Origin of the sequence: Paenibacillus sp. Dod16 (assembly GCF_049893405.1) — a bacterium.
In the GTDB taxonomy this organism is placed as follows: Bacteria; Bacillota; Bacilli; order Paenibacillales; family Paenibacillaceae; genus Paenibacillus_AQ.
The window spans coordinates 16264-40908 of record NZ_JBNDYG010000029.1; the positions used below are offsets into that span (position 1 = coordinate 16264).

23 protein-coding genes and 1 pseudogene are annotated in these 24645 nt (G+C 50.1%); 1 reads left to right on the forward strand and 23 read right to left on the reverse strand.

Annotated elements, in window-relative coordinates:
• Window positions 1–108: 108 nt before the first annotated feature.
• The 4 genes from abc-f to lspA all read right to left on the reverse strand — a co-directional run bounded on the left by abc-f (window position 109) and on the right by lspA (window position 3997).
• Window positions 109–2073 carry a ribosomal protection-like ABC-F family protein gene (gene abc-f / locus ACPV3A_RS20705; RefSeq protein ID WP_426200922.1) on the reverse strand — a complete coding sequence of 655 codons (1965 nt, stop codon included), beginning with the start codon at window positions 2071–2073 and terminating at the stop codon, window positions 109–111.
• Window positions 2074–2215: 142 nt separating this feature from the next.
• On the reverse strand, window positions 2216–2371 hold the full coding sequence (locus tag ACPV3A_RS20710; protein ID WP_194541680.1) for a hypothetical protein: 156 nt from the start codon (window positions 2369–2371) through the stop codon (window positions 2216–2218).
• Between the two features lie 154 nt (window positions 2372–2525).
• Window positions 2526–3497, reverse strand: a complete 972-nt coding sequence (locus tag ACPV3A_RS20715) for an RluA family pseudouridine synthase (protein WP_194541679.1) — start codon at window positions 3495–3497, stop codon at window positions 2526–2528.
• On the reverse strand, window positions 3497–3997 hold the full coding sequence (gene lspA, locus ACPV3A_RS20720) for a signal peptidase II (RefSeq protein WP_194541678.1): 501 nt from the start codon (window positions 3995–3997) through the stop codon (window positions 3497–3499). The genes ACPV3A_RS20715 and lspA overlap by 1 nt, the downstream gene beginning before the upstream one ends.
• Window positions 3998–4206: 209 nt before the next feature.
• On the opposite strand from lspA, the gene ACPV3A_RS20725 reads away from it, so the two are divergent.
• A complete protein-coding gene (locus ACPV3A_RS20725; RefSeq protein WP_220686031.1) occupies window positions 4207–4953 on the forward strand; it encodes a TraR/DksA C4-type zinc finger protein in 747 nt (248 codons plus the stop codon).
• A 73-nt stretch (window positions 4954–5026) separates the two neighbouring features.
• On the opposite strand, the gene ACPV3A_RS20730 is transcribed toward ACPV3A_RS20725, so the two are convergent.
• The 19 genes and pseudogenes from ACPV3A_RS20730 to spoVE form a co-directional block, all read right to left on the reverse strand.
• Window positions 5027–5374, reverse strand: a complete 348-nt coding sequence (locus ACPV3A_RS20730) for a DUF5665 domain-containing protein (protein ID WP_426200925.1) — start codon at window positions 5372–5374, stop codon at window positions 5027–5029.
• A gap of 236 nt (window positions 5375–5610) precedes the next feature.
• The gene (gene ileS / locus ACPV3A_RS20735; protein ID WP_426200927.1) at window positions 5611–8700 is read right to left on the reverse strand and encodes an isoleucine--tRNA ligase; all 3090 of its coding nucleotides are present in this window, start codon (window positions 8698–8700) and stop codon (window positions 5611–5613) included.
• A 401-nt stretch (window positions 8701–9101) separates the two neighbouring features.
• Window positions 9102–9596, reverse strand: a complete 495-nt coding sequence (locus ACPV3A_RS20740) for a DivIVA domain-containing protein (RefSeq protein WP_071222998.1) — start codon at window positions 9594–9596, stop codon at window positions 9102–9104.
• A gap of 172 nt (window positions 9597–9768) precedes the next feature.
• Window positions 9769–10551 carry an RNA-binding protein gene (locus ACPV3A_RS20745; RefSeq protein ID WP_194541675.1) on the reverse strand — a complete coding sequence of 261 codons (783 nt, stop codon included), beginning with the start codon at window positions 10549–10551 and terminating at the stop codon, window positions 9769–9771.
• 14 nt (window positions 10552–10565) lie between these two features.
• The gene (locus tag ACPV3A_RS20750; RefSeq protein WP_194541674.1) at window positions 10566–10835 is read right to left on the reverse strand and encodes a YggT family protein; all 270 of its coding nucleotides are present in this window, start codon (window positions 10833–10835) and stop codon (window positions 10566–10568) included.
• Between the two features lie 8 nt (window positions 10836–10843).
• A complete protein-coding gene (locus tag ACPV3A_RS20755) occupies window positions 10844–11290 on the reverse strand; it encodes a cell division protein SepF (RefSeq protein ID WP_009589651.1) in 447 nt (148 codons plus the stop codon).
• Between the two features lie 2 nt (window positions 11291–11292).
• Window positions 11293–11982: a YggS family pyridoxal phosphate-dependent enzyme gene (locus tag ACPV3A_RS20760; RefSeq protein ID WP_194541673.1), complete on the reverse strand. Its 690-nt coding sequence runs from the start codon at window positions 11980–11982 to the stop codon at window positions 11293–11295.
• 8 nt (window positions 11983–11990) lie between these two features.
• Window positions 11991–12769, reverse strand: a pseudogene (locus tag ACPV3A_RS20765) (polyphenol oxidase family protein).
• A 69-nt stretch (window positions 12770–12838) separates the two neighbouring features.
• Window positions 12839–13138 (reverse strand): YlmC/YmxH family sporulation protein, encoded by a 300-nt coding sequence (locus tag ACPV3A_RS20770; protein WP_233354800.1) that lies wholly within the window; start codon window positions 13136–13138, stop codon window positions 12839–12841.
• A 200-nt stretch (window positions 13139–13338) separates the two neighbouring features.
• The gene (sigG, locus tag ACPV3A_RS20775) at window positions 13339–14121 is read right to left on the reverse strand and encodes an RNA polymerase sporulation sigma factor SigG (RefSeq protein WP_006209087.1); all 783 of its coding nucleotides are present in this window, start codon (window positions 14119–14121) and stop codon (window positions 13339–13341) included.
• Between the two features lie 77 nt (window positions 14122–14198).
• Window positions 14199–14921, reverse strand: coding sequence for an RNA polymerase sporulation sigma factor SigE (sigE, locus tag ACPV3A_RS20780; RefSeq protein WP_071222992.1), 723 nt, complete (start codon window positions 14919–14921; stop codon window positions 14199–14201).
• A gap of 170 nt (window positions 14922–15091) precedes the next feature.
• On the reverse strand, window positions 15092–16138 hold the full coding sequence (spoIIGA, locus tag ACPV3A_RS20785; protein WP_426201018.1) for a sigma-E processing peptidase SpoIIGA: 1047 nt from the start codon (window positions 16136–16138) through the stop codon (window positions 15092–15094).
• 387 nt (window positions 16139–16525) lie between these two features.
• A complete protein-coding gene (gene ftsZ / locus ACPV3A_RS20790) occupies window positions 16526–17656 on the reverse strand; it encodes a cell division protein FtsZ (protein ID WP_426200931.1) in 1131 nt (376 codons plus the stop codon).
• A 57-nt stretch (window positions 17657–17713) separates the two neighbouring features.
• Window positions 17714–18997: a cell division protein FtsA gene (ftsA, locus tag ACPV3A_RS20795; RefSeq protein ID WP_426200933.1), complete on the reverse strand. Its 1284-nt coding sequence runs from the start codon at window positions 18995–18997 to the stop codon at window positions 17714–17716.
• Between the two features lie 215 nt (window positions 18998–19212).
• On the reverse strand, window positions 19213–19968 hold the full coding sequence (locus ACPV3A_RS20800) for a cell division protein FtsQ/DivIB (RefSeq protein ID WP_426200935.1): 756 nt from the start codon (window positions 19966–19968) through the stop codon (window positions 19213–19215).
• 60 nt (window positions 19969–20028) lie between these two features.
• On the reverse strand, window positions 20029–21312 hold the full coding sequence (gene murA, locus ACPV3A_RS20805) for a UDP-N-acetylglucosamine 1-carboxyvinyltransferase (protein WP_071222989.1): 1284 nt from the start codon (window positions 21310–21312) through the stop codon (window positions 20029–20031).
• Window positions 21313–21328: 16 nt separating this feature from the next.
• The gene (murB, locus tag ACPV3A_RS20810; protein ID WP_426200937.1) at window positions 21329–22234 is read right to left on the reverse strand and encodes a UDP-N-acetylmuramate dehydrogenase; all 906 of its coding nucleotides are present in this window, start codon (window positions 22232–22234) and stop codon (window positions 21329–21331) included.
• A gap of 158 nt (window positions 22235–22392) precedes the next feature.
• Window positions 22393–23502, reverse strand: a complete 1110-nt coding sequence (gene murG, locus ACPV3A_RS20815) for an undecaprenyldiphospho-muramoylpentapeptide beta-N-acetylglucosaminyltransferase (protein WP_426200939.1) — start codon at window positions 23500–23502, stop codon at window positions 22393–22395.
• A gap of 5 nt (window positions 23503–23507) precedes the next feature.
• Window positions 23508–24605 (reverse strand): stage V sporulation protein E, encoded by a 1098-nt coding sequence (gene spoVE / locus ACPV3A_RS20820; RefSeq protein WP_339296018.1) that lies wholly within the window; start codon window positions 24603–24605, stop codon window positions 23508–23510.
• Window positions 24606–24645: the final 40 nt, after the last annotated feature.

Here is a 24645-nt window from a genome sequence, read left to right on the forward strand (position 1 = left end):
ATGCAGGAAAATCATAACTGGAGCCATGCATTATATATCAAATGATTTGTACTTTTCCGGCTGGTCGGAGCTGGTAAATCATATGGTGTTCATATTCGAATTCGTACTTTAAGTCAGATCCAGCCATTCCGCAAGGAGCTCGTCACGACTCGCGGATAACAGCTCTCGGTCGTTCCAGCGCTGCTCGAGCAGCGACAGATCCGTATCCTCGTGTAAATCGCCGCCTTCACTCTCAAGCCAGACGTCAAGCTGCCGAATGCGGGTCTCAATACGTGCAATTTCCTCCTCCAACCATTTGGCCCTTTCGGCGGAAGAACGATCCGCATTTACGTTCTTGGCAAGCAGAGCAGGGCTATCCTTCGCTTGGGGCTGCGGCTCCGCCTTCTGTTTCGAGACACCCTCTCTCCCTGCTGATAAATCCTTTGCCTGTAGTTCAGCTTCAAGCCGTTCTTTCTTATCCCGGAAATCATCATAATTTCCATGATAGACCGTCAGCTTCCCTTGATTTAAATCCCACACTTTGCGAGACACTTGATTCACGAAATAACGGTCATGGGAAATGGCAAGAATGGTCCCCGTATAACCCTGCAATGCATCCTCCAACGCTTCACGGGAGGCAATATCCAGATGGTTCGTGGGTTCATCCAGAAGCAGCAGGTTCGGCTTCTGATGGATGAGCAGCGCGAGTCTCAATCGTGTCCATTCCCCTCCGGACAGCTGCCCCACCGATCTGAATACGGACGCGCCATAGAACAGATACCTTGCCAATATCCCTCGGGCTTCTCCCTCTTCGACTCCGGCCTTCTCCCGGAAATATTGGAGCACCGTTGCCTTCGGATTGTCCGGTTCCTCCTGCTGAGCCAAGTAACCGACATCGACACGCGAACCCCGTTCAAGCGAACCGGAATCGGGTGTCAGCTCGCCCAACAGCACTTTAAAAAGCGTTGTTTTCCCGCTGCCGTTCGAGCCCATCAGCGCGATTTTCTCGCCGAATTCGATTAGACCGGATGCCCCCCTCAGCACCGCCTGATTCCCATAGGAAACCTCAACTTGTTCAAAGTATGCCACGCGGCGGCCGGAACGATCCTGAGGATTCAGGTCAAACTCAGCCTGTCTTCGTTCCAGCACGGGGCGCTTGACCCGCTCCATCCGCTCTAATGCCCGTCTCATGGAGGCCGCGCGCTTGAAAAACTTCTCATTGCCGCCAATCCGGCCGAATTCTTCAAGCTGCTTGATGGATTCCTTCATCTTCTTGATAACTTTCTGCTGCTCTTGATATTCGGCGAACTGCTGCAGCAATCGCTCTTCCTTATCTTTCATGAACGCAGTATAGCCGCCATGAGCAGTGAAAACCTCGCCATCTTCAATCTCTATCGTTTTGGACACCACCCGGTCCAGAAAATATCGGTCGTGAGAGATAATGACGCAAGTTCCCGAATATTCGCGCAAGAATTCCTCCAACCATTCCGTGCGTGCTAAATCCAGATGGTTGGTTGGTTCATCGAGCAGGAGCAAATCCGGCTGTACAATCAGCTGCGATGCCAGCACGACACGTGTCTGTTCTCCACCCGACAACGAACCAAAAGCCGATCCGTACTCACTCTTGGGTATTTGCAGCCCGGTAGCGATTTTATCGATGCTTGCTTCCAGCTCATAGCCGCCCTCTGTTTCAAACCGTTCCTGAAGCGCTGAGTATTTCCGCAGCACTCGATCGAGCAGCTCAGAATCTCCGGCGATGTCCGGGTCACTCATTTTTTCCTCAAGCTCCGTCATTTCCGCTCGGTAATCCTTTAAGTGACGCAACCCCTGTGCCAGTACATCCTGCACCGTCCAGGTATCCATATGGCTCGGGATTTGCTCCAAATATCCGATTTTTGCCCCCTTCTTGATGGCCAGCAGCCCTTCGTTGGGCTGATCCAGACCCGCTAGCAGGCGCATCAGCGTCGACTTTCCGCTGCCGTTCCTTCCGATAAGCGCGACCTTCTCGCCTTCCTGTATTTCAAACGAGATCTGGTCCAGTACCAGATGAGCACCGTGGTATTGCGTCAGTTTCTGTACATTGATCATATTCATTCTAGGTTTCCTCCTGTTTGCTGCAAACAATTCAACTCGTTCGCAAAGCGTATAAATTAAGGAGAAGACCGGACTGCAAACGCAAAAAGGGCCCACAGAGCAAGCTCCGCAGACCCTTAAGAATAGTAAGCCTTAAATAGGCTTAATCCGTGTAGGCAGGCAGGTGACTTCTCGCGATGGTACAAACCGTATCATTAAAATTGGACAGACCTCTCCCGTTGTAGAGAAATGCATGAACAATGCCAGCCATAGCTATAGGCAGCTGGCTAATACGGTTGTTAACCATCACGATATTCATCCTGCTCACCTCCTTCATTAAAGTTATCGTCACTATAACATATCCATGGTTTGGATGGCAAGAGAAATAGCCCCACAAAGTGGAGCCTATGCTTCGATGCTTATTCCAAATGCTTTGCGGGGACCCCAAAACCTATAAATGCAAAAAGGGACCGCTAGCGGCCCCTTAAAATCGTCAACAGTTCTTCCATATCATCCGGCATCGGTGCCGAAAACTCCATGTACTCCCCCGTAGAGGGATGGACAAAACCCAAAATGGCGGCGTGAAGCGCCTGACCGTTTAATTTAATCCCCTTGCTCTTGCCGTATACAGGATCACCTACGAGAGGATGGCCGATATACTTCATATGCACGCGGATTTGATGCGTACGTCCCGTCTCCAGCTTCAGCTCGAGAAGACTGTAATCCCCGAACCGTTCCACTACGGTAAAATGAGTCACCGCATGTTTGCTGTTCCGGTCTGTGACGGTATACAGTTTACGATCCTGCGCGTCGCGGCCGATCGGAGCGTCAATAGTGCCTTGATCATGACTGATGTTGCCGTGCACCAAGGCCAAGTAACGGCGGTTCACGCTGTGATCCTTCAGCTGGGCGGCAAGAGAAGCATGAGCTTTATCATTCTTCGCTGCCATAATCAGACCGGTCGTATCCTTGTCAATCCGATGGACGATGCCGGGGCGAAGCTCCCCATTAATGCCCGATAAGTCGTTGCAGTGAAACATCAACGCATTCACAAGCGTCCCTGACGAATGTCCCGGAGCCGGATGGACCACCATCCCTCGAGGTTTATTCACAACAATGACATCCGCATCTTCATACGCGATCTCAAGCGGGATATCTTCCGGAATAATCTCTACTGCCGATGGCTCAGGAATTTTCAGCAGGATGCGGTCACCCTGACTCACCTTGTAATTGGACTTAACCGGACCTTCATTCACGAAAACATGTCCATCCGTAATCCATAACTGTACCTGGGAGCGCGAAACATCCTCACCGAGGCTCTCCGTTATGTATTTATCGATACGGGTTTTGGCAGATTCGGCATCCACTAACCATTCGAAAGCTTCCGATTCGTGCCCCGTTTCACCTGTCCATTCCGAACCTGTATCCATACCGTCTTGCAACATTATTCATTCCCTTCTGTGCCAGAAACTTCACTTGTTGTCTTTATCTTCTCGCGTCTTCCTTCCAGAAGCGTGTCCAATATGATCAATCCCACACCGATGACGATACAAGAATCGGCAATATTAAAAATCGGGAATGTGTAGCTGCCAAAATTAAATTGCAGGAAATCGACAACCTCCCCCGTCAACAAGCGATCGATGAAGTTTCCGAGTGCCCCGCCAAGCACGAGCGCAAGAGCGGTAGGCAGCAGCTTCCGTCCTTCCTTCGATACCTTCCGCAGATACCAGACAATTCCGCCCACAACGATTAGCGTCACAATAATGAAGAACCATAATTGATCCTGCAGTATGCCAAACGCGGCTCCCCGGTTTCGGCTGGACGTAATCAGGAAGAAGTCCCCAATCACAGGGATCTGTTCATACATCTCAAGGTTCGAAGCAATCAAGTACTTGGTTCCCTGATCGATAAGAAATAAAACAAATGCAATCAAATAATACACCACTTGTTTATGTCACTCCGTTCTTGTCTTCTCCAATCAGACGATCACCTCGCTGATCGGTCCGTAACTCGTCTTATTGTAGCACAGCGGCTCAGAAATCGTCCATTCCTGTCCAATCACGAGAACATTTTCCGTCAGTAAAACCATCTCAATGGGTGCACTCTATACACATGAACCAGAAGGTCAACTTCGGACCATGAAAGGAGCCTGACATGTCGCATCTAACTCAGGAGCAACTCAATAATTTACAACAAAAGCTGATGGATCGAAAGGTTGAGCTTGAACGGCGCATGGTATATAACGACCAGCATGGGCTGGGGGAATCAGAGCGAGATATGACCGGCGAGCTGTCCCATATTGATAACCATCCCGGGGACTTGGCAAGTGAGATGTTTGAACGAGAAAAAGATCTTGCACTCCAGGATAGGGTGGATCAGGAGCTGCAGCGGGTTATTTTTTCACTTGAAGCGATTCATCACGGCCGTTACGGCGTGTGTCTTACCTGCGGCCAGCCAATTCCATACGAACGGTTGGAGGTTCTCCCGGACACACAATATTGTGTAAAGGACACGCCTCGCGAACGAGTCTCCCGCGATCGTCCGGTTGAGGAGGAAGTCCTTGCCCCCGCTTTTGGAAAATCCAGTATGGATGAGCACGATTATGCTGCGTTTGATGGCGAGGACGCCTGGCAGATCGTTGAAAGCTGGGGGAACTCCAACTCCCCTGCGCTGGCGGAAGGCAACGAAATTGACAGTTATAACGAGATGGATATCGAGAATGGCGATGATCAAGGCGGATTTGTTGAAGTGTATGAAAATTTCGTTGCAACCAATATCGATGGCTCCGAGGTGTTTATCGTACGAAGCCCGCAATATGTCGATTACCTAAACCGGGGCGAAGGAAGCTACCTGCTTGATCCCCATGGCGATCCTGATGATGATAATGAATCCTTCAGTTAAATAAGCGTTTACGACCGGCAGCGTATTATGAAATCTCAGCGGCTGCCGGGCATTACATATTCATATAGATCACTCACGTCAGCTCAAGCTGACGCTGAACGATCCGGACAATATCTGCAATGTAGTCGCCGATAATAGGCAAATTCAATGCACCAAGTGCCTGAAGGACATAGATAATGGTCGCCGCAAAAAAGGTAAAGCCAATCGCGATTCCCACACCGCGGGCCGACCCGGCCAGCAAATTGGTCCAAATCAACTTCCATGGGCGGTTCAGCAGCTGGGTATACTCCGCGATCCGAGCCTTCTCCAGCTGCTGTGCTATGTCCGTGGTCATGCGGTGTATGGCGCTCAATTGGTCCCGCTCTTCCTCAAGTGATTTTTTTTGTTGAGTTGGCACCCCAGCATCCGGCTTCTCCGCCATTTCTACCGCCCCTTTGCCTAAACTAATCGACTTCAAATTATAGACCCAGAGCAGCTACATTACCTTGTATGCTCGTAATCTGCTTACCATTACATATCAATTCGCTGATTATTATGCATCTATGGGAAGCATCTCATTCGTTTGTGAGAACACCCTTAAGTATTCGATATTTTTTATGAATACAAAAAAACACTGCCCCTGTAGATAAGGGCAGTGTTTTATAACCAATTTATAACTTAGGCGATGTGGATGCCGATGGTTTTGCCGCCAAGCTCAACCCGCTCCATGTCTTCGCTTTGTCCAAATTGCAAATCGTTCACTAGGACATTCTCGCGCAGCACATCTTCAAATGCGGCGATCGCAACTTGAAGCTCTTCATCCGTATCGAGGGTCAAGTTCACCCGCTTCTCGATCGGCAGGTCCAGCTTCTTCCGCGTATCCTGTACGGCACGCACCACTTCGCGAACCCAGCCTTCCTGCTCGAGCTCCGGCGTGATATCCGTATTAAGCGCAACGGTTAAACCATAACCTGAAGCGGATGCGAAGCCTTCCTTCGCCTTCTTCTCCACCAGCAGCTCTTCAGATGTGATCTGTAATTCTTCACCTTCCGGCGATGTCACGTTCACGCCGCCCGTTTGGACCACCTTGCGGGTCTCGTCACTGCTCATGCCTTTCAGGAACCCTTGCAGGAAGCCGATATTTTTGCCGTATTTCTTGCCTGCAATCTTTAGGTTCATTTTCAGCGTGAAATCAACGAAACCACTGTCGCTGGTCTCCACCTCAATCGCTTTGACGTTGATCTCATCCTTGATGATGTCTTCATATCCCGCAAGGTCAAACTCGCGATCCATGGATACGATGAGCTCAGACAGCGGCTGGCGCGTTTTGATCCCGGTCTCGTTGCGGACATTGCGCGCAAGCTCTACGATCTGTCTAGCCGTCTCCATGTCCTGCTCGAGCGCCTTGTCGATCAACGCCTCGTCGGCTTGCGGGAAGTCGGCCAGATGCACGCTCTCACCGCCGCCCAAGTTGACGAAGATATCTTCGGACAGCATCGGCGTGAATGGTGCCATCAGCTTGGAGAGAGTCAGCAGCACGTGTGTAAGCGTCCCGTATGCGGCCAGCTTATCTTCCCCGAGTCCGCTGCCCCAGAAACGGTCGCGCGAGCGGCGGATATACCAGTTGCTCAGCTCATCCACGTAAGCTTCGATTGCTTTGGCCGCATTCAGGAAATCATTCACGGCCAGTCCCTTGTCAACCACTTGAATCAAGCTGTTCAGTCGGGACAGAATCCAGCGGTCCAGCTTGTGGTTCGATCCCTTGAAGTCATGCTCCTTCGGATCATAGCCATCGATGCCGGCATACAATGTCAGGAACGCATGGGTGTTCACCAGCGTATCGACAACCTTGGATTTGGCTTCGCCGACGATTCCTTTCGAAAAGCGTTTGCTGTTCCATGGTGCACTGTCAGCGAGCAGCGCCCAACGGAACGCATCCGTACCGTACTCTTCGATGATTTCCCAAGGATCGATGACGTTGCCCTTGGATTTGGACATCTTCTGTCCGTTTTCATCAAGAATATGTCCTGTGGCCATAACTGCTTTATAAGGCGCTTTACCCGTGAAGAGGGTCGATACGGCAAGCAAGCTGTAGAACCATCCACGCGTCTGGTCGATCCCTTCGCAGATCATATCGGCAGGATACTGCTGTTCGAATTTCTCCTTGTCCTCGAATGGATAATGGTATTGTGCATACGGCATCGATCCGCTGTCAAACCATACGTCGATGACTTCCGAGGTCCGTTCCATGACGCCGCCTTCACAGTGAGAGCATTTCACTTTCACTTCATCCACATACGGCTTATGCAGCTCCAGATCCTCCGCTACCTCGCCTACGGCGTTAGCCCGAAGCTCCGCAATGCTGTGCGGCGAGAATTGCCCTTCACAAGAATCGCAGACCCATACGTTAAGCGGTGTTCCCCAATAACGGTTCCGGCTAATATTCCAATCGACCAGATCTTCAAGGAACTTGCCGAAGCGGCCTTCGCGCACATGGCCCGGATACCAGGTGACCTCATTGTTGTTCGCGATCAACTGATCCTTAACCGCTGTCGTTTCGATAAACCAGCTCTCCATCGCATAATAGAGCAGCGGGGATTTACAGCGCCAGCAGAATGGATAGCTGTGCTCGTATTTCTCCTTGCTGTACAGAAGTCCTTTTTCAGACAAAGCCTTCACGATGTCCAGATCGCAATCCTTCACGAAGCGTCCGGCAAAATCCGTCACTTCATCGGTATAACGGCCTTGGCCGTTCACGACACTCACGAAGCTGATGCCATTCTCACGGCATACGCGATAGTCGTCTTCACCGTGCGCAGGAGCCATATGCACAATCCCCGTACCGCTTGCATCGGTAACAAAGGAAGCGCCGACGATGAGATTCGTTTTTTCCGCTTTTACATACGGGAACGGAGGATCGTAAGTCTTGCCGACCAGCTCGGAACCTTTCAGCGTGGACAGAACGGTAAAGTCGCCCTTCATGACATCCTCTACCAGATTCTTAGCCACGATATAGATGCCGTCCTCCTGCTCGACGCGGGCGTAATCCATATCCGGATTCACAGCCAGTGCCACGTGGGATGGAAGCGTCCAAGGCGTCGTTGTCCATGCCAGTACATACTCTCCGCTGTCATGCAGCTTAAATTTAGCCGTTGCGCTAAGGTCTTTAACATCCTCATAACCTTGCGCCACCTCGTGGGAGCTGAGCGTGGTCTGACAGCAAGGACAGTATGGGCTCACGCGATGACCGCGGTACAGAAGGCCTTTATCATGAATCGTCGCCAAAATGTTCCATACACTCTCGATATAGTTGTTCTCAAGTGTGATGTACGGATGATCCAGATCGGTCCAATAAGCAATCGCCTCAGTCAGCTCGCGCCACTTGTGCTCATATTCAAATACGCTGGCTCTGCATTTTTTGATAAAAGCTTCAACGCCATAATTCTCGATCTCCTGCTTGCCGGAGATGCCAAGCTGCTTCTCTACGCCAAGCTCAACCGGAAGCCCGTGCGTATCCCAGCCCGCTTTCCGAACGACATGGTAGCCCTTCATCGTCTGATAACGGCCCACAAAATCCTTGATGACGCGGCCAAGCACGTGACCGATGTGCGGTGCACCGTTAGCGGTCGGCGGACCTTCGTAGAATACATAATTCGGCTTGCCGGCCCGCAGCTCGATTGATTTCTTGAACGTGTTCTCCTCGTTCCATTTGTTCAAGATGCGCAGCTCTCTGGCCCGCGCCTTCTCCTTGACGTCTACTCTGTTCATACAGATCTCCCTTTCACTTCGTAAAAATTCTGTGAAAATAAAAAAAGGCCTCATCCCCCAAGGGACGAGAACCTGTTCTCGCGATACCACCCTAATTTCGCACGGCCGACTCCAAATGGAAGTCTGCCCAAGCGACACCTCAATGTCCATGCCTGTTCGTAATAGGCAAGGTCCGATATAACGTTCGGCTGACGGTTCAGCTTACACACGCGGTTAAACGCTTCAGCTTCACTTCTCCGGGATGATCTTCTGCTTGGTCTGAACGCCGGGCTTTCAGCAACTGCCGGCTCTCTGAGGGACAGATCCTTCGCGTACTATTCCCATCAACGAATGGTTGTATGAATCAACAATATGTTATTAGTTATAGACTCTTTCGCGGAAAAAGTCAACCGGATACCCGCCTAGTATACTTCTTTTGGTTCAAGACTCGGTTCCCGGTTCTCGAGCGTCTCCCAGCCTTCTTGTTTCAACAGCTCCAGCTGCGCCTCAACCAGGGAGCGGAAACGGGTGCGGTAGATGGAAGCCTGCTTCTTCAGTTCTTCAACCTCAAGCGCGATTTTGCGGGATTTACCGAGCGCATCATTAATGATCCGATCCGCATTCTTCTCGGATTCCTTAATGATCAGCTGGGCTTCCTTCTTCGCGTTGTTCTTCAGCTCATCCGCCGCCTCCTGAGCGACAATGATGGTCTTAGACAAGGTTTCCTCAATATTCGAAAAATGATCCAGTCTTTCTTGCATCGCAATAAGCTGGTTGCCCAACTCTTTGTTCTCCCGGATCACACTTTCATAATCCTTAATAATCTGATCCAAAAACTCGTTGACCTCGTCCTCATCATAACCCCGAATTCGACGAGCAAATTCCTTGTTATGTATATCAAGCGGCGTCAATGGCATGGTGTGCACCTCCTAAATATATGGGCCTTACAGGACGGTTCATCCGCTGTGTAAGCCAAACCACCCGTCCGTGAAGACAATAGCGGTCATTTACGATTTATCGGTAAATCCATTGTTATTTTGAATGACACTTTGTACTCATTCGACAAAAAAACGGCAATTCCTTCAAAGGTCAGGCATATTTCCCAACCTTGATACGGTACCGCCCTTTTTTCGTCAGGCTTCCTGTCTCCAAAACTTTAAACCGTCCAAAGCCTTGGATGGAAACGACATCGCCTTCTTTTAAATTCGTTGAGGGGTCCTCTTCCACTTTCCAGTTCACGCGGCATCGGCCAGCCTTGATCGGCACCACGATTTTCGTACGGCTGATTCGATATGCATCGCTGGCGATTCCGTCCAGTCTCATGGAAGATACCGTAATATCCATCGTTTCGAAATTCGTGCGGGCAACCTCAAGCTTGTCCATTGGCAGCAGTTCCGTCATCACATGCACCCGGTGGACCTGGCTGAGATTCAGATGGAGAAACGCGCTGATATCGTCGGCTACGACCGCATGGCAGCCGTCCGCGAGCACATGGATGTCACCAATCTTCGATCTCTTAATGCCAAGACCCAGAATCGAACCCATGTAGTCGCCATGCTCCAGCTCCAGAAACTTCTGATCTCCGGAAGAAATGCTGAGCACCTTCATCTTGAAATCCTCGCCTTCAAGCGCTCGGTAATCCGGAGCGATCCACGCCCGAACGCGTTCTGCATCAGCATGTCCACCATCAAACATGGCATGCACATCCGGATGACGATTCACGAGCGATTCCAGAATGAACCGCTGGCGAGGATCCAGAAAATCCGTCAGTTTCGCTTCATGATATTGTCCGGCATTGACAACCCACTCCCAAGCCCGGTCCACAAACTCCCGTTCATCCTTGTGAAAATGATCGTAGATGTCCAGTTTCATCGCTCATTCACCTGCTATAGGAAATATCCGAGAATTGCGTACACACCACGCTGTGCCAGCTGCAGCACGAACAATGCGACAATGGGGGAAATATCGATCATGCCCATGATCGGCGGAATAAACCGGCGAAATGGTGCAAGATAGGGCTCTACAAGCTTGCCAAGCAGCTCGCCGATAAAGCTTTCTCGTACATTAGGAAGCCATGACATTAAGACGTAGACCAAGATCATGTAAAAATAAATTTGGAACAGCGTTCCAACGATACTGTAAATTTCGTAGGTCAAAGCCTAAATCACCTCATTCTGTTATATTCATGCTCGTCTGCTAGAATCTCCGAGATCGAACCTTGGATCTCCACGGTATCCGGCGTGCATAGGAAGATGTTCCCGCCCACCTTCGAGATTCCGCCGCTAAGCGCATACACGGTTCCGCTGAGAAAATCGATAATGCGCAGCGCCTGATCATTCCTCACACGCTGCAGGTTGACCACAACCGTTCGGAATGACCGCAGATGATCTGCAATCTCCTGTGCTTCATCATATGAACGAGGCTCCACTAATACAACCTTCACGTTCTTCTGTGAATGAATGCTTACGATATTGCCGCTTTTTTGGTTCTTCCGATGATCAAACGGCGTTGCCTCCACCGGCTCTTCCTGCGAGGCCAGTACCTCGCGTTCCACAACTTCTTCTTCCTCTTGCAGTCCCAAGAAATTCATAAACCGGTTCATCACGCCCATCGTCAATCCTCCTCTTTCCCTACTAAAGTCGAGCCGAGACGCACCCAGGTCGCCCCTTCCTCTATGGCTACTTCAAAGTCATTGGACATGCCCATGGACAATTCGGTCAATGGCTCCGCCGTAAGCGCCTGCTTGTTCAGCTCATCTCTTAGTTGTCTTAAACCACGAAATACAGGACGCGTCTGCTCCGCCGACGATTCATATGGAGCCATGGTCATGAGTCCGGTCACCTTTACGTGTGAAAGACTGTTGATTTCCTTCAAAAACTCGGCTGCTTTCTCAGGAGGCAAACCATACTTGGATTCCTCGCCCGAGATATTGACCTGCATAAAGGCGGATACCTGCAGATCCAGCGCAGCAGCCCTCTTCTCCAGCTCATGGGCCAGAGACAAGCGGTCAAGCGAATGAATATATTGAAATTTATCAATGACATCCCGAACCTTATTGGTCTGAAGATGGCCGATGAAATGCCATGTGCCGCGGCTTCCAAGAGCGTTCCATTTCGCCTGGGCATCCTGCCAGCGGTTCTCGCCGATATGCTGCAGTCCCTGATCCAGTACCGAAGCTGTCATATCCAAGGAGACATATTTAGTAACCGCAATGATATTTACATCATTCCGGTTCCTGCCGCTTCTTGCGCAAGCCTCCGTGATTCGCTGTTCCACTCGATCGATACGTTCCTTCAAACTCAAGGGACGACTCACCTCTTTCTCATCCCGATCCAACTTGCCATACGACCCGTTGTCCCCCCATCTTTACGATAAGAGAAGAACAGATCATGATTGCAGCTTGTACACCATGATGTACATTCGATATGTTCCGCCAATATTCCTGCTTTAATCATAATGTGTCTGTTTATTTCTTTCAAGTTCAGCATGTATTTCCCTTGTCCCTTGTCGATATAAAAAGCTGAATTTGTAACTTTCTCGGATGTGTTTCCCTCGATTCCGATATCGCGGACACGATCCATGACCCGATCATCCACCTCGTAACAGCACTCGCTTATGGATGGACCAATCGCAGCGTGAATGTGCTGAGGCAGGCTTCCGTATTCCACAACCATCCTGTCGACAAATAAAGCGGCACGCAGTCCGCGTAGAAGGACGTCAATAAAACGCCGGGAACATCGGTTACAAGTCCATCCGTATTTTGAAAAGCCGAGGCTCGGTCCAAACTCCCTCTGCCCCTGTCCTTATCATGAACCACGCCAATCTGAACATCATGGACCTGTTCACCGCAAGTCCAGTCTTCCAGAGAAAAACCCAATGCCGCAGCGGTTCGTTTCCGGTTCTCTACAATGTCACCCGGCTCGTCTCCGACATGAAAGGCCAAATTCAAACTATCATAGGGGGCTCGGCTTACGCCGCCATGCCGGCCTGTGAAGCCGGCCGTGAGTGCGGCGCTTCCTGATCCCCCACTCCATTTTTCAAGCACAAACAGACTCGGTGTCTGCTGATCTTGTCTAACAAACGGTTCCATGCGCATCCCACCTCTATGACCAGTGTAACAGAAAACCCACGCCGGAGACACATTAACCGGATCCTCTGTTTAGAAGGATCGCCGGTCCGGCCGGTCCAGGTATTCCACCGATTCCTGATCATCGGGCGTTCTTCGCAATTCCTCCATTTTGACAAGGACGACATCCGAACCAATCTTGACGATATTCCGCCACGGAATGATCAGGTCGCTCCCGCCGCCGAACAGCCCCATAAATTTACCGTAACTTGGCACCACAATCGCTTCAATCCGGCCCTGCCGCAAGTCCAGCTCCAGATCGCTGATCTGTCCGAGCCGTTTGCCATCAATGATATTAATAACGTCCTTCGTTTGAAAATCGGAAATTTTCATCTTTTTCCCCACCATTTGATTATCAGGTATCATGAGCATCACACCTTAGATGTATTTGAAGGTCAGCCGTCCGTCCATCCATCTTCAATCCATATCCCTCTGTTCAATATATGAGCCGCTTAGATAAAATAGCTTATCTAAAATTAAAAAAACGATCCCATAAACGGGATCGTTATCTGTTCGTTTGATTGCTGGTCTTCTTACGTTTTGACGTGCTTCTGCATCTGCTTGATCGCTGACTTCTCCAGGCGGGACACTTGAGCTTGGGAGATGCCGATTTCATCCGCAACCTCCATCTGGGTCTTGCCTTCATAAAACCGCATGGATAAAATCATTTTCTCGCGTTGTCCGAGCTTGTGCATCGCTTCCCGAAGCGCAATTTCCTCAATCCAGGACACATCTTTGTTCTTATCATCACTGATTTGATCCATCACATAAATCGGATCGCCACCGTCATGATAAATCGGCTCAAACAGCGAAACGGGATCTTGAATAGCATCTAGTGCAAAAACAACGTCTTCCTTGGGCACGTTCAGCGCTTCGGAAATTTCAAAAATCGTCGGTTCACGCGAGTTCGCATTTGTCAGCTGATCCCTGACCTGAAGTGCTTTGTAAGCAATATCACGCAGTGATCGGGAGACGCGAATCGGGTTATTGTCCCTTAAGTATCGACGTATTTCTCCGATAATCATCGGTACGGCATAAGTGGAAAATTTAACATTTTGCGATAAATCAAAATTGTCGATGGCTTTCATCAATCCGATGCAGCCCACCTGAAACAGATCATCAACAAACTCTCCCCGATTGTTAAACCTTTGGATGACGCTGAGCACCAGTCTCAGGTTGCCGTTCACCAGTTTTTCTCGAGCCGATCGTTCATTGTTCTGCTGCAGATTATGAAACAGTTCCCTCATTTCCACATTCGTCAGAACAGGCAGTTTTGACGTATCCACACCACAAATTTCAACTTTGTTTCGCGTCATGATGACTAACCTCCCAAGGAGAAACATTACTGTACATTATCTCCGAGGGGGGCTATTTTATTCCTTGCGATTTCCAGTTACACCATCTTGTTGAATTCTTTGCGGAGCCTCTTTATAATTCTCTTCTCCAATCGGGAAATGTAGGATTGTGAGATTCCAAGCAGATCTGCCACGTCTTTTTGCGTCTTTTCCTCACCGTCCTGAAGACCAAAACGAAGCTCCATAATCATGCGTTCCCGGTCGCTTAATTTATCCAGCGCTTTTTGCAGCAGCTTCCGGTCGACCTGCTCCTCGATATTACGGTAGATGGTGTCATTCTCAGTACCCAATACGTCGGACAAGAGCAATTCATTGCCGTCCCAATCGATATTCAGCGGTTCGTCAAAAGAAACCTCGCTGCGGGTTTTGTTATTCCGACGCAAATACATCAAAATTTCGTTCTCAATACAGCGCGAGGCGTATGTAGCCAGCTTGATTTTTTTCTCCGGGTCAAACGTATTCACCGCCTTAATCAAACCGATGGCACCAATCGATACCAAATCCTCGATGTTAATGCCGGTGTTCTCGAATTTGCGGGCAATGTAAACCACCAGACGCAGGTTACGTTCGATAAGCATGGCACGGGTGGCTGCATCCCCGGTAGGCAGCTTCTTGAGCAAGAACTCCTCTTCCTCTTTCGTAAGCGGCGGCGGGAGCGCCTCGCTTCCTCCGATATAGTAGATTTCCTGACTCTTCAGGCCTAGCAAAAAAAGTACGCGATAATACTGCAGCTGCAATGCTAATCTCCATTTAACGGGCATCTCTTATCCTCCTAAACGTTTTCCCGTAGGGATAACTGGCTTCATAAACGTAATTTCAATTCTTCTAGTCCGGCATGCTCTGGAAATGTCATAAAGGTTTTCAAAGACTTATTCATGAGTCCGCCGTATTAATGGCAAACTCGAACACTATGAAAATGGCTTCATGGTTATCATCCTGCGTTCTTGGCTGCACCTGATTCCGGTCCGGTTCCCCCATTGAGGGATGAAGCGTCCATCTCGGATTTGCAGCTTCCATCGGATACCGGCTTGTTTGAATTGGCATTCATCTTCGGCGTACCTTCTCCTTCCGTTAATGCCGGATGGATAATGGCCCTGTATGCCCTGTCACCCGAGAGCGTCCCGCCATCAAGACCAATCAACACCTTGGATGCCGAATATTCAAATCCTCCCAGTTCGATCCGTACCATGTCGGGCTTTAACGCAAGCATGAAAGCAGCCCCCCGGTTGACACCGCGATAGGGAACAAGCCGCAGACGGTCTTGCCATTCAAATTCCTCTGCCGCGAGCCCCATGATTAATTTGTCCGGTTCCCCCTCCATCAACTGTTTGCTCCATCCCTGAGGCAGGTGGGCTTCCCACAGTGCTGCTTCCATCACCATAACCGGCGTGCGGGTTAAGGGATCACTCAATTGGTTACCTGTATCGAGCAGCCCCACACAGGATATTTTGGCGCTGCCGATCCATACCGACACCTCTCCCAATAAGGCCTCCCGGTTCTCGGTTTTACGTTTCGTGGTCTGAACGGCTTTAAATCCGAATACAACTACAAAAAAGGTAATGCACGCAAACCAGAATCCCACCTTCAATTCAAACGATAGCCCTCCCGATGACGTATACCATATCCCGCTAAACAGTTCTCCCGAATTTTGGACCAGGTAATGAACACCGATAATGCCTCCGGCTGCCGCAAAATTCACCATATAAAATGCTCCCAAATTTCGCAGATAACTCTGTAAGCTTGCAAAGCCGAATGCAATCCATAACATGATCAACGAAAGTCCAAATTTGATGAGAAAAGTAAACAAAAATGAGAGTTGCGGGACAAACATCATGACGACATACAGTGCGCCTACCACAGAGGATAATACAAGTCTCCACCACCTTGGCTTGACCCTGCGCATCCAGGCGGTCAAAGCCAGCAACATGCCGTCAATGACGAGGTTTGCCAAAAATATGAGATCAATATAAACAACCAGGTTGTTCACCTGCCTAGTCGAAGAATCACTTCGGTTATCCTTCTGTTGTTTTCTGGGCAACGGGAGATGTTACTAGTATAAGAAGAATAGAATTCAAAGTCTGTCTAAACCTGTGGGCGGATTACAGACTTTTTTTGTCGATGAAGGGCAGTTTTTAGAGACCTGTACCAGGAGCAGCCTCTTAGCGTTATCGGCGATCTCTATCTTGGCAGGAAGGCTCGGGGAATATCCTTAATTTCCACAGTAATTGCTGATTGGACTTTCATTCGTGAAAGTGTGACAGCATCAGCTGTTGGCCTTGTAAATGAAATAAAAGGAAGATGACGAGGCGTGGATATAAAAATAAGCCTGTCTTCATCATGATGACGAAGCACAGGCTTACCGTTATTAATCATTATTGCGGGAACGATTGCGAAGGAAAGTAGGAATATCAAGCTGATCATTGCTGTTCTGATTGCCAAACGGCTTCAGATTCACATTACTCTTGTCCGTTGCCGACTGCTGTTGTTGTTGCTGCTGTTCCCCTTGAGGCACAGGACGACGTCCAGGAGGGATTGGAGCAGGCTTGCCTTCAAAGCCGGTAGCGATAACCGTTACTTTGATTTCATCCTTCATGTTTTCCTCAATAATCGCACCGAAAATCATGTTCACTTCCGGATCGGAAGCTGAAGTTACGATCTCGGCCGCTTCATTCACTTCATACAAGGAGAGATTGGTTCCTCCCGTAATGTTCATGATCACACCGCGCGCACCTTCGATAGAGGTTTCAAGCAGCGGGCTCATGATCGCCTTGCGGGCAGCCTCGGAGGCACGATTCTCACCCGTTGCCAGTCCAATACCCATCAGGGCCGAACCGCGTTCTGTCATGATCGTTTTCACGTCGGCAAAGTCAAGGTTGATCAGACCCGGTACAGCAATCAGATCAGAGATGCCTTGGACTGCCTGGCGAAGAACATTATCCGCTTCACGGAAAGCTTCCAGCATTGGTGTCTTCTTGTCGACAATTTCGAGAAGTCGATCATTCGGGATGACGATCAGCGTATCGACCTTTTCCTTCAGAGCTTCAATGCCCAGCTCTGCTTGAGAAGAGCGCTTGCGTCCCTCAAAGGTAAATGGCCGAGTCACCACGCCTACGGTCAGTGCGCCGCATTCCTTGGCGATTTCAGCAATGACAGGAGCAGCACCCGTTCCGGTTCCGCCACCCATACCGGCCGTAACGAATACCATATCGGCACCCTTCAGGGTGTTCATGATCAAATCGCGGGATTCTTCCGCAGCCTTCTTGCCTACGTCAGGATTGGCGCCGGCACCAAGACCGCGAGTCAGCTTGTCCCCGATTTGCAGTTTATGTTCGGATTTGGCAAGGTGGAGTGCCTGAGCATCCGTATTGACTGTAATAAATTCAACACCCTGCACACCATTCTCAATCATTCGGTTAACGGCGTTGCTTCCGCCGCCACCTACTCCGATTACTTTTATTTGAGCTAAGCTCTCCATTTCAAAATCAAATTCCAACATCTAATCCATCTCCCCCTCAATGTGCGTGGATGGCACGTCCACAGTCGAATGAATCCGCTATATAAACTCGCTGAACATCTTTTTCAAGCGTTCAATAAATCCCGGCTTCTGGCTGGTCTCCTGAGTTGCTGCGACAGGACTTTGCTGCTTAGCGCGGTTCACCGGTTTCTTGCTATTTCCGCTGCTGTTGTTGCTTCCTCCTGTATTGCGTACACGTACGTTCCGGATTGCATTATGGAGGATGCCGACTCCGCTGCAGTATCCCGGATCACGAACACCGATGAAATCGGGAACCGCAATCCGTACGGAAGTCGCCAGCTCATTTTGTGCCACCTGCAGCACACCAGGCATGGACATAGTGCCCCCAGCAAGTATATAACCACCAGGAAGCTCGCTGTAACCCAAGCGCTTAATTTCTTGGCGCACCAATTGGAAAATTTCCTGAACGCGAGGTTCTATGATAGCTGCCAGATCTTCCTGAGTGAACTCCTTGTCCACATTGCTTCCAATTCTTGTTACCTTAAACGTTACTTCGTGTGCGGCACTCTCGATCAGCGCGCATCCGTACTTCAGTTTAACCTTCTCTGCTTGATCCGTCAGCGTTCGCAGGCCATATGCAATGTCATTCGTCACGAAATCTCCACCAACCGGAAGCGTCGAAGTTGCGGCAATGCTACCTCCCTCGAACACAGCCAACGTGGTTGAGCCCGCCCCGACGTCAACCAGCACCGAACCCATCGTTTTCTCATCCTTGGACAAGGCCAGCTGTCCGGCACCAAGCGGAATCAGCACCAGATCCTTCACTTTCAGACCTGATTTCTCCACACAACGTAACAGGTTATGTATTGCCGTTTTGGCGCCAGTAATAATCGTCGCTTCAACTTCTAGTCTTACGCCGATCATTCCTCGCGGATCAGAGATTCCTTCCAAACCGTCAACTACAAACTGTTTAGCAACCACATCGATAATTTCACGATCCGGAGGAAGCGCCACGACTTCCGCTGCTTTCAGCACGCGGTCGATGTCCTCTTCACCAATTTCGCGATCCTCGTTCGATACTGCCACAACTCCATGGCTGGATTGAAGTCCGATATGATTTCCAGAAATGCCGACATATACTTCGGATATTTGAATACCGACCATACGCTCCGCATGATCAACAGCGCTGCGAATGGATTGTACGGTCTGGTCGATATCTACAATTGCACCTTTGCGAATTCCCTCCGAGTCGGCAGATCCAACTCCAATAATATTAAAGGTTCCATTATTAACTTCCCCAATAATAGCACGAACTTTGGATGTACCGATGTCCAAACTAACAATGATGTCATTGTTGCTCAAGCCCTGGCACCTCCTGTTTTTAGCAAATTAATTTTGATTATAAAGAATACATTTCTACTTATTCAACACTCGCGGGTCTTTCCCTCTTTTTTCAACATTTTTTTTACTGCCAACATTTGCTATAACAGGCCGTAAAAGTCATTCAAAAAAGAAGAGCCGAAACAAGTTGTCAATACTTTCAATTGTACCATTTATTCCAATCCCTGAGTAGGGGGTTATTGCCCTTCTTCCGCGTCTTCTCCAACTTCTTCTACAAACGGCACGTAAGAATCTGCTTCCAGCATCGTAATCACACCCGGCCGCTCCATTTCGGTAACCTGATTCAGATATTCTACTTTGTCACGGAGCAAGGAGACCGAAGTGATGACTTCGAATTTGGAACGTGTATACATCTTGATCCGATCCGGAAAAGATAGCGTCGGCGACGGCATGATTTCCGAGATATCGGAGGTCAGGCTGCCCGAAATCTCCGCAAGCACTTCGCTAAGGACAGCCTTGTTGGGGTCGTTCGGATCCCAATTGGTCAAAATTGGCTTCTCAACGGCAATACCGCTCGCTGTAACGGGAACCGAGGTACCGCTGGCCAGTATGGCTTGAAGTTCCCCGCTGTCGGACAGCTCGTAGGCCACCGTAGGATGTTCCGTCACCACGATGCTGACTTCGCCCGGAAAGTTCTTGACCACTTCAGCCGACTCAATCGTTCCCAGCTTCATCAGGCGTTCCTGCACATCTTTCGGCTCAACGCCAAAGTACTGGTCTCCGATGTGGAGTCCGCTTTGCTTGATAAGCTGCTCATTGGTATTAAACGTATTGCCTGTAAAATGAATCTCGGTAACTTGGCTGACTGACGACCGGAAAAACAGAATCGTCAGCAGGGCTACGAACAGCAGCAAAAGTATCCATATGATTTTTTTGGCTGTTTTCGGTTTAGGCTTGTCCTGCTTCAGGACAGGCATATGTGTCTTGGACATATCCACTCTCTCCATAAAGACCTGTTATCCCCTCCTTGTTCGGAGGGGAAGCCCAGGACCTCAATTGGCTAAATCAAGCGGTTTTGGCACCGGAGATTGACGATAGATCCGGGCGCCTAAACCTTGGAACATGTTTTCAATACGATCATAACCGCGATCAATATGGTGAACTTGCTCCACCACGGTCGTTCCCTGCGCGGCCAAACCGGCAATGACGAGCGCCGCTCCAGCCCGAAGATCGGTTGCCTCCACCGTAGCTCCATAAATTCTCTGAACACCGCGTATAAACGCGTAGTTCAGATCCGTGGAAATGTCCGCCCCCATACGGGAGAGTTCCTCCACATGTTTGAACCGTCCTTCGAATACCGTCTCTTTCATCACGCTAAATCCGTCCGCCAAGGACAGCAGGACCATAACCTGAGATTGCAAATCAGTCGGGAACGAAGGATACGGTGAAGTCACGATACGTTCCACCGCTTTAGGACGGCTCATACAGCTTATGTTTATTATATCATTGCATATACTGGTTTGAACACCGGCGCGCTTTAGCACATGTATAAGGGAAGTTAAATGAGATGGATTGGTCTTTGTAAGCGTTACACTACCGCGGGTGACGGCTGCTGCGATCATGACGGTGCCGGCTACGATCCGGTCCGGTATAATTTCGTACTCGCAAGGCTCCAGACGCTCCACGCCATGGATCGTGATGGTATCCGTTCCTGCGCCGATAATGTTCGCTCCCATCTTGTTCAGGAAATGCTGAAGGTCCTGAATTTCAGGCTCTCTGGCGGCATTGGTGAGCACCGTTGTGCCAAGCGCCGTTGCTGCTGCCATCATGATATTCTCCGTTGCCCCTACGCTGGCAAAATCCAGATGAATATCCGTTCCGACCAGCCGGCTTGCCCTGCAATGGATCTTATCGTTACTCTCCTCGATTTCCGCACCAAGCGCCTGCAATCCCTGAAGATGGAGGTCGATCTTGCGTTCTCCGATCGCGCAGCCCCCTGGCTGATAGATCGTCACTTCACCAAAACGGGCCAGCAGAGGTCCCATCAAAAAGATGGAGGATCGCATCTGCTTCATTAAATCTTCCGGGACATGAAACGAATTGGCAGACGAGGTATCCACGGTTACCGTCTCCAGCTCATGCTTGCATTTGGAGCCAAGACGGCTGAGAATGCTGAGCATCACTTCAATATCCAGCAGGTGCGGGACATTGCTTAATCTTACAGTCCCTTCTGCCAGAAGACTAGCTGCTAGAATAGGTAAAGCTGCATTTTTTGCTCCATGGATACGAATGGTTCCAGATAGGGGCCTTCCACCCTCAATCACCAATTTGTCCAATGTATCACCTCCGAGTTTACCGCTCGCCCAGAACGTACACCTCAGGCACCATATGAATTCCGTTCTTTTCCGAGATGGTTTCCTTAATACGTTCCATCAAAGCGAGCACGTCCTCTGCTGTCGCTTGACCGGTATTCTCAATGAAATTGGCATGCTGTAAAGAAACTTCTGCGCCCCCGATCCGTAGGCCCTTAAGACCGGCAGCCTCGATCAACCTCGCGGCATGATCACCGGGCGGGTTGCGAAAAACACTGCCTGCCGTTGCGGATTGGAGCGGCTGTGTACGCCGGCGACGGTCCTTGTAGGAGGCCATAACAGCTGAAATTTCTTTGCGGTCTCCTTGACGGAGCCCAAATACCGCTTCAGTCACAATCCCTTTTTGTTCATGCAGAATGGAGTGTCGGTAATCAAACGCCATATCTTTCGCAGCATACGTAACCAATTCCCCTGTTTCCAGTACAATGTCAGCGGACTTGAATATGCGTGACACATCAGACCCATGGGCACCTGCATTCATGTAGACGGCCCCTCCGACCGATCCAGGAATGCCTCCGGCAAATTCAAGACCGGATAATCCTTCTTTTCCGGCCAGAACACTGAGCTTGACAAAAGACAGACTGCCGCCTGCAGTTATCGTCTCTCCGTCAAAATGAAGCCCCTCAAATCCCTGGCCCAGCTTGATGACCGCTCCCCGAATGCCTTTATCGGCAACCAACATGTTTGAACCGCGGCCCAATTGTGTCCAAGGTATGTGATGGGCATGGAGAAGGGTGACCAGTTCCCTGAGCTGTTCCTTGTTCTCAGGTATAATCAGGCAATCGGCTGGTCCGCCTATTTTCCACGTCGTATATTTTGCCAGCGGTTCATTCCATAACACTGTTCCGATATTGGCCTCTGATAGTAGCGATTTCCACTGCTGCATTTTAAATAAACCTCCCCTTGACTTTCAAAACCAAAAGGCCATTCCTTCAACTGGATGAAGAGATGGCCGCTGTCAGTAATGCCGGCCTCATGGGTGTGTCACGATTATAGAGTATCTTATGTCAGGCTCCATAGGTGTGTGACAATCGCCCAGCCGATTTAGCGTTTGCCGGTTAACCGGCGGATTTCTTGAACCATGACGGATGCCGAATCCGGTTTGCCGAGCTTTTTCGCAGCCGCGGACATCGCCTCTCTGGAATTATGACTGGTCATGATCTCCTCAAGCTTTGCGAACAGCGATTCCGCCGTCAAATCCTTTTCAAGAATCATGCTGGACGCACCCGCTTCCTCCAATTGCCTCGCATTCGCCTCCTGATGGTTATTGGTGACGTTAGGTGAAGGGATAAGTACGGATGGAATGCCAAGCGATGTAATTTCCGCCAGGAATGAAGCTCCCGCACGGTTTACAATCAGCGAAGTAGCCGCAAGCACTTCCGGCATATTATGAACGTATGGCACGATATGAAGTTGATTCGGCATGGTACCGAGCTGGGACAGAATGGATTCCCGCGTGTTCTCAAAATAAGTTTCGCCCGTAACAAACACGAAATGTACGCCCGGCAGTTTCTGTATGAACGGCGCCATCCCGATCATCGCGTTATTGATCGCCTTGGCACCCCGGCTTCCGCCGACGATCAGTACGACCTGGCTGTCCACCGGAATGCCGAGCGTAGCAAATCCACGTTCACGATTGGCGGATAATACCGTTGTCGCACGTGGATTTCCTGTATATACCGTTCTTTTGGCTTTAGGAAAGGAAGACTCCGATCCCTCAAAGCTGACCGCCACCGTATCCGCATAGCGGCTGAGGAACTGGTTGGTTAGGCCGGGAATCGCATTCTGCTCATGAATCATGGTTGGTATCCCGAGCTTGGCCGCTGCATAAACCACCGGACCGCACACATAACCTCCGGTACCGATCACGACATCGGGTTTAAATTCCTTCAGAAGGGCCTTCGATCGCTTCACGCCTTTGAAAAAACGCATGATCGTCTTCACGTTATCCAGCGACAGCTTGCGCCGGAACCCCGTGATATCGATGCTCTCAAACGGCAGCTTCTCCTGGGGCACCAGCTTGCTTTCGAGACCCCGCGTACCTCCGATATATAAAAACTCCGTTTTCGGATCTTCCTTCTCACATTGTCTTGCAATGGCAACGGCGGGGTAAATATGCCCCCCCGTTCCGCCGCCGGTCAATACGACACGCATACCCTTCACCTCGCATAACGGGAAATATTTAATAGAATGCCCAGCGCCGTCAGCATCAGCGTCAATGAGCTGCCTCCGTAACTGATGAGCGGCAGCGTAATCCCTGTCACCGGCATTAAACCGATAACGACACCGATATTGATAACGACCTGTATGGCGACCATGCCCACGATCCCAACAGCCAGCAGACTTCCAAAGCCGTCGGATACCGTCATGGCCACTCTCATGCCCCGCCACACCAAGGCAGCGAACAAGAGCAGTACAATCAAACCGCCAATGAATCCAAGCTCTTCGGCCAAGATCGAAAAAATAAAATCAGTCTGCGGCTCAGGTACATAGGCGTACTTCTGGCGACTCATGCCAAGCCCGAGCCCGCCGAGTCCACCCGGCCCTATGGCATAGAGGGATTGGATGATCTGATAGCCTGCGCCAAGCGGATCGGACCATGGATCGAGAAACCCGGTTATCCGCTTCAGCCGGTAGGGGGCTGTCAGAATCAAGCCAATGAAACCGGCAACCCCGCCTAATGCGAGAAAGCCCAGATGCTTCATCTGTGCCCCTGCGGTAAAAACAATCATCATCGCAGCTCCAAGCATAACGGCACCCGTACCCAAATCAGGCTGCAGCATAATCAATCCGAATGCCAGTCCGATTAAACCAAGCGGCGGCAAAAGCCCCCTAGTAAAAGACGTAATATCATAATCTTGCTTACTGAGCCAGCGTGATAGAAACAGAATCATGCCCAGCTTCATAAACTCGGAGGGTTGAATTCCGAACGAGCTAATGCCGAGCCAGCTTCTGGCTCCACCGCGAACAACGCCGACCCCTGGAATAAGTACGATAATCAGCATAAAAAAGCAGACCAGCAATGCAAGCTTGCTGTATTTCTTCCAAACCCGATAGTCGGTCCTCGATGTGAAGTACATGGCAGCAAGCCCCAAACAGGCAAAAAACAGCTGACGCTTCACAAAATAAAACTTATCGCCATAGTCATGAAATGCGAGGACGGATCCTGCGCTGTATACCATGACGATTCCGATGGCCAGCAGGGCCAAAATACAGATAAGCAGCCACAGATCGGGCGCCTGGCGGTTCTTGTTCATGGAAAGGCCACCTCGTACATCCTTAGTAGGGGCTTATCCA

What these genes read in the sequence shown, in the direction of transcription:
- abc-f (WP_426200922.1), bottom strand. Translation starts at nt 2,073, where the DNA reads ATGAATATGATCAATGTACAGAAACTGACGCAATACCACGGTGCTCAT.
- ACPV3A_RS20710 (WP_194541680.1), bottom strand. Translation starts at nt 2,371, where the DNA reads ATGAATATCGTGATGGTTAACAACCGTATTAGCCAGCTGCCTATAGCT.
- ACPV3A_RS20715 (WP_194541679.1), bottom strand. Translation starts at nt 3,497, where the DNA reads ATGTTGCAAGACGGTATGGATACAGGTTCGGAATGGACAGGTGAAACG.
- ACPV3A_RS20725 (WP_220686031.1), top strand. Translation starts at nt 4,207, where the DNA reads ATGTCGCATCTAACTCAGGAGCAACTCAATAATTTACAACAAAAGCTG.
- ACPV3A_RS20730 (WP_426200925.1), bottom strand. Translation starts at nt 5,374, where the DNA reads ATGGCGGAGAAGCCGGATGCTGGGGTGCCAACTCAACAAAAAAAATCA.
- ileS (WP_426200927.1), bottom strand. Translation starts at nt 8,700, where the DNA reads ATGAACAGAGTAGACGTCAAGGAGAAGGCGCGGGCCAGAGAGCTGCGC.
- ACPV3A_RS20740 (WP_071222998.1), bottom strand. Translation starts at nt 9,596, where the DNA reads ATGCCATTGACGCCGCTTGATATACATAACAAGGAATTTGCTCGTCGA.
- ACPV3A_RS20745 (WP_194541675.1), bottom strand. Translation starts at nt 10,551, where the DNA reads ATGAAACTGGACATCTACGATCATTTTCACAAGGATGAACGGGAGTTT.
- ACPV3A_RS20755 (WP_009589651.1), bottom strand. Translation starts at nt 11,290, where the DNA reads ATGGGCGTGATGAACCGGTTTATGAATTTCTTGGGACTGCAAGAGGAA.
- ACPV3A_RS20770 (WP_233354800.1), bottom strand. Translation starts at nt 13,138, where the DNA reads ATGAAAATTTCCGATTTTCAAACGAAGGACGTTATTAATATCATTGAT.
- sigG (WP_006209087.1), bottom strand. Translation starts at nt 14,121, where the DNA reads ATGACGCGAAACAAAGTTGAAATTTGTGGTGTGGATACGTCAAAACTG.
- sigE (WP_071222992.1), bottom strand. Translation starts at nt 14,921, where the DNA reads ATGCCCGTTAAATGGAGATTAGCATTGCAGCTGCAGTATTATCGCGTA.
- ftsZ (WP_426200931.1), bottom strand. Translation starts at nt 17,656, where the DNA reads ATGTTGGAATTTGATTTTGAAATGGAGAGCTTAGCTCAAATAAAAGTA.
- ACPV3A_RS20800 (WP_426200935.1), bottom strand. Translation starts at nt 19,968, where the DNA reads ATGTCCAAGACACATATGCCTGTCCTGAAGCAGGACAAGCCTAAACCG.
- murB (WP_426200937.1), bottom strand. Translation starts at nt 22,234, where the DNA reads ATGCAGCAGTGGAAATCGCTACTATCAGAGGCCAATATCGGAACAGTG.
- murG (WP_426200939.1), bottom strand. Translation starts at nt 23,502, where the DNA reads ATGCGTGTCGTATTGACCGGCGGCGGAACGGGGGGGCATATTTACCCC.
- spoVE (WP_339296018.1), bottom strand. Translation starts at nt 24,605, where the DNA reads ATGAACAAGAACCGCCAGGCGCCCGATCTGTGGCTGCTTATCTGTATT.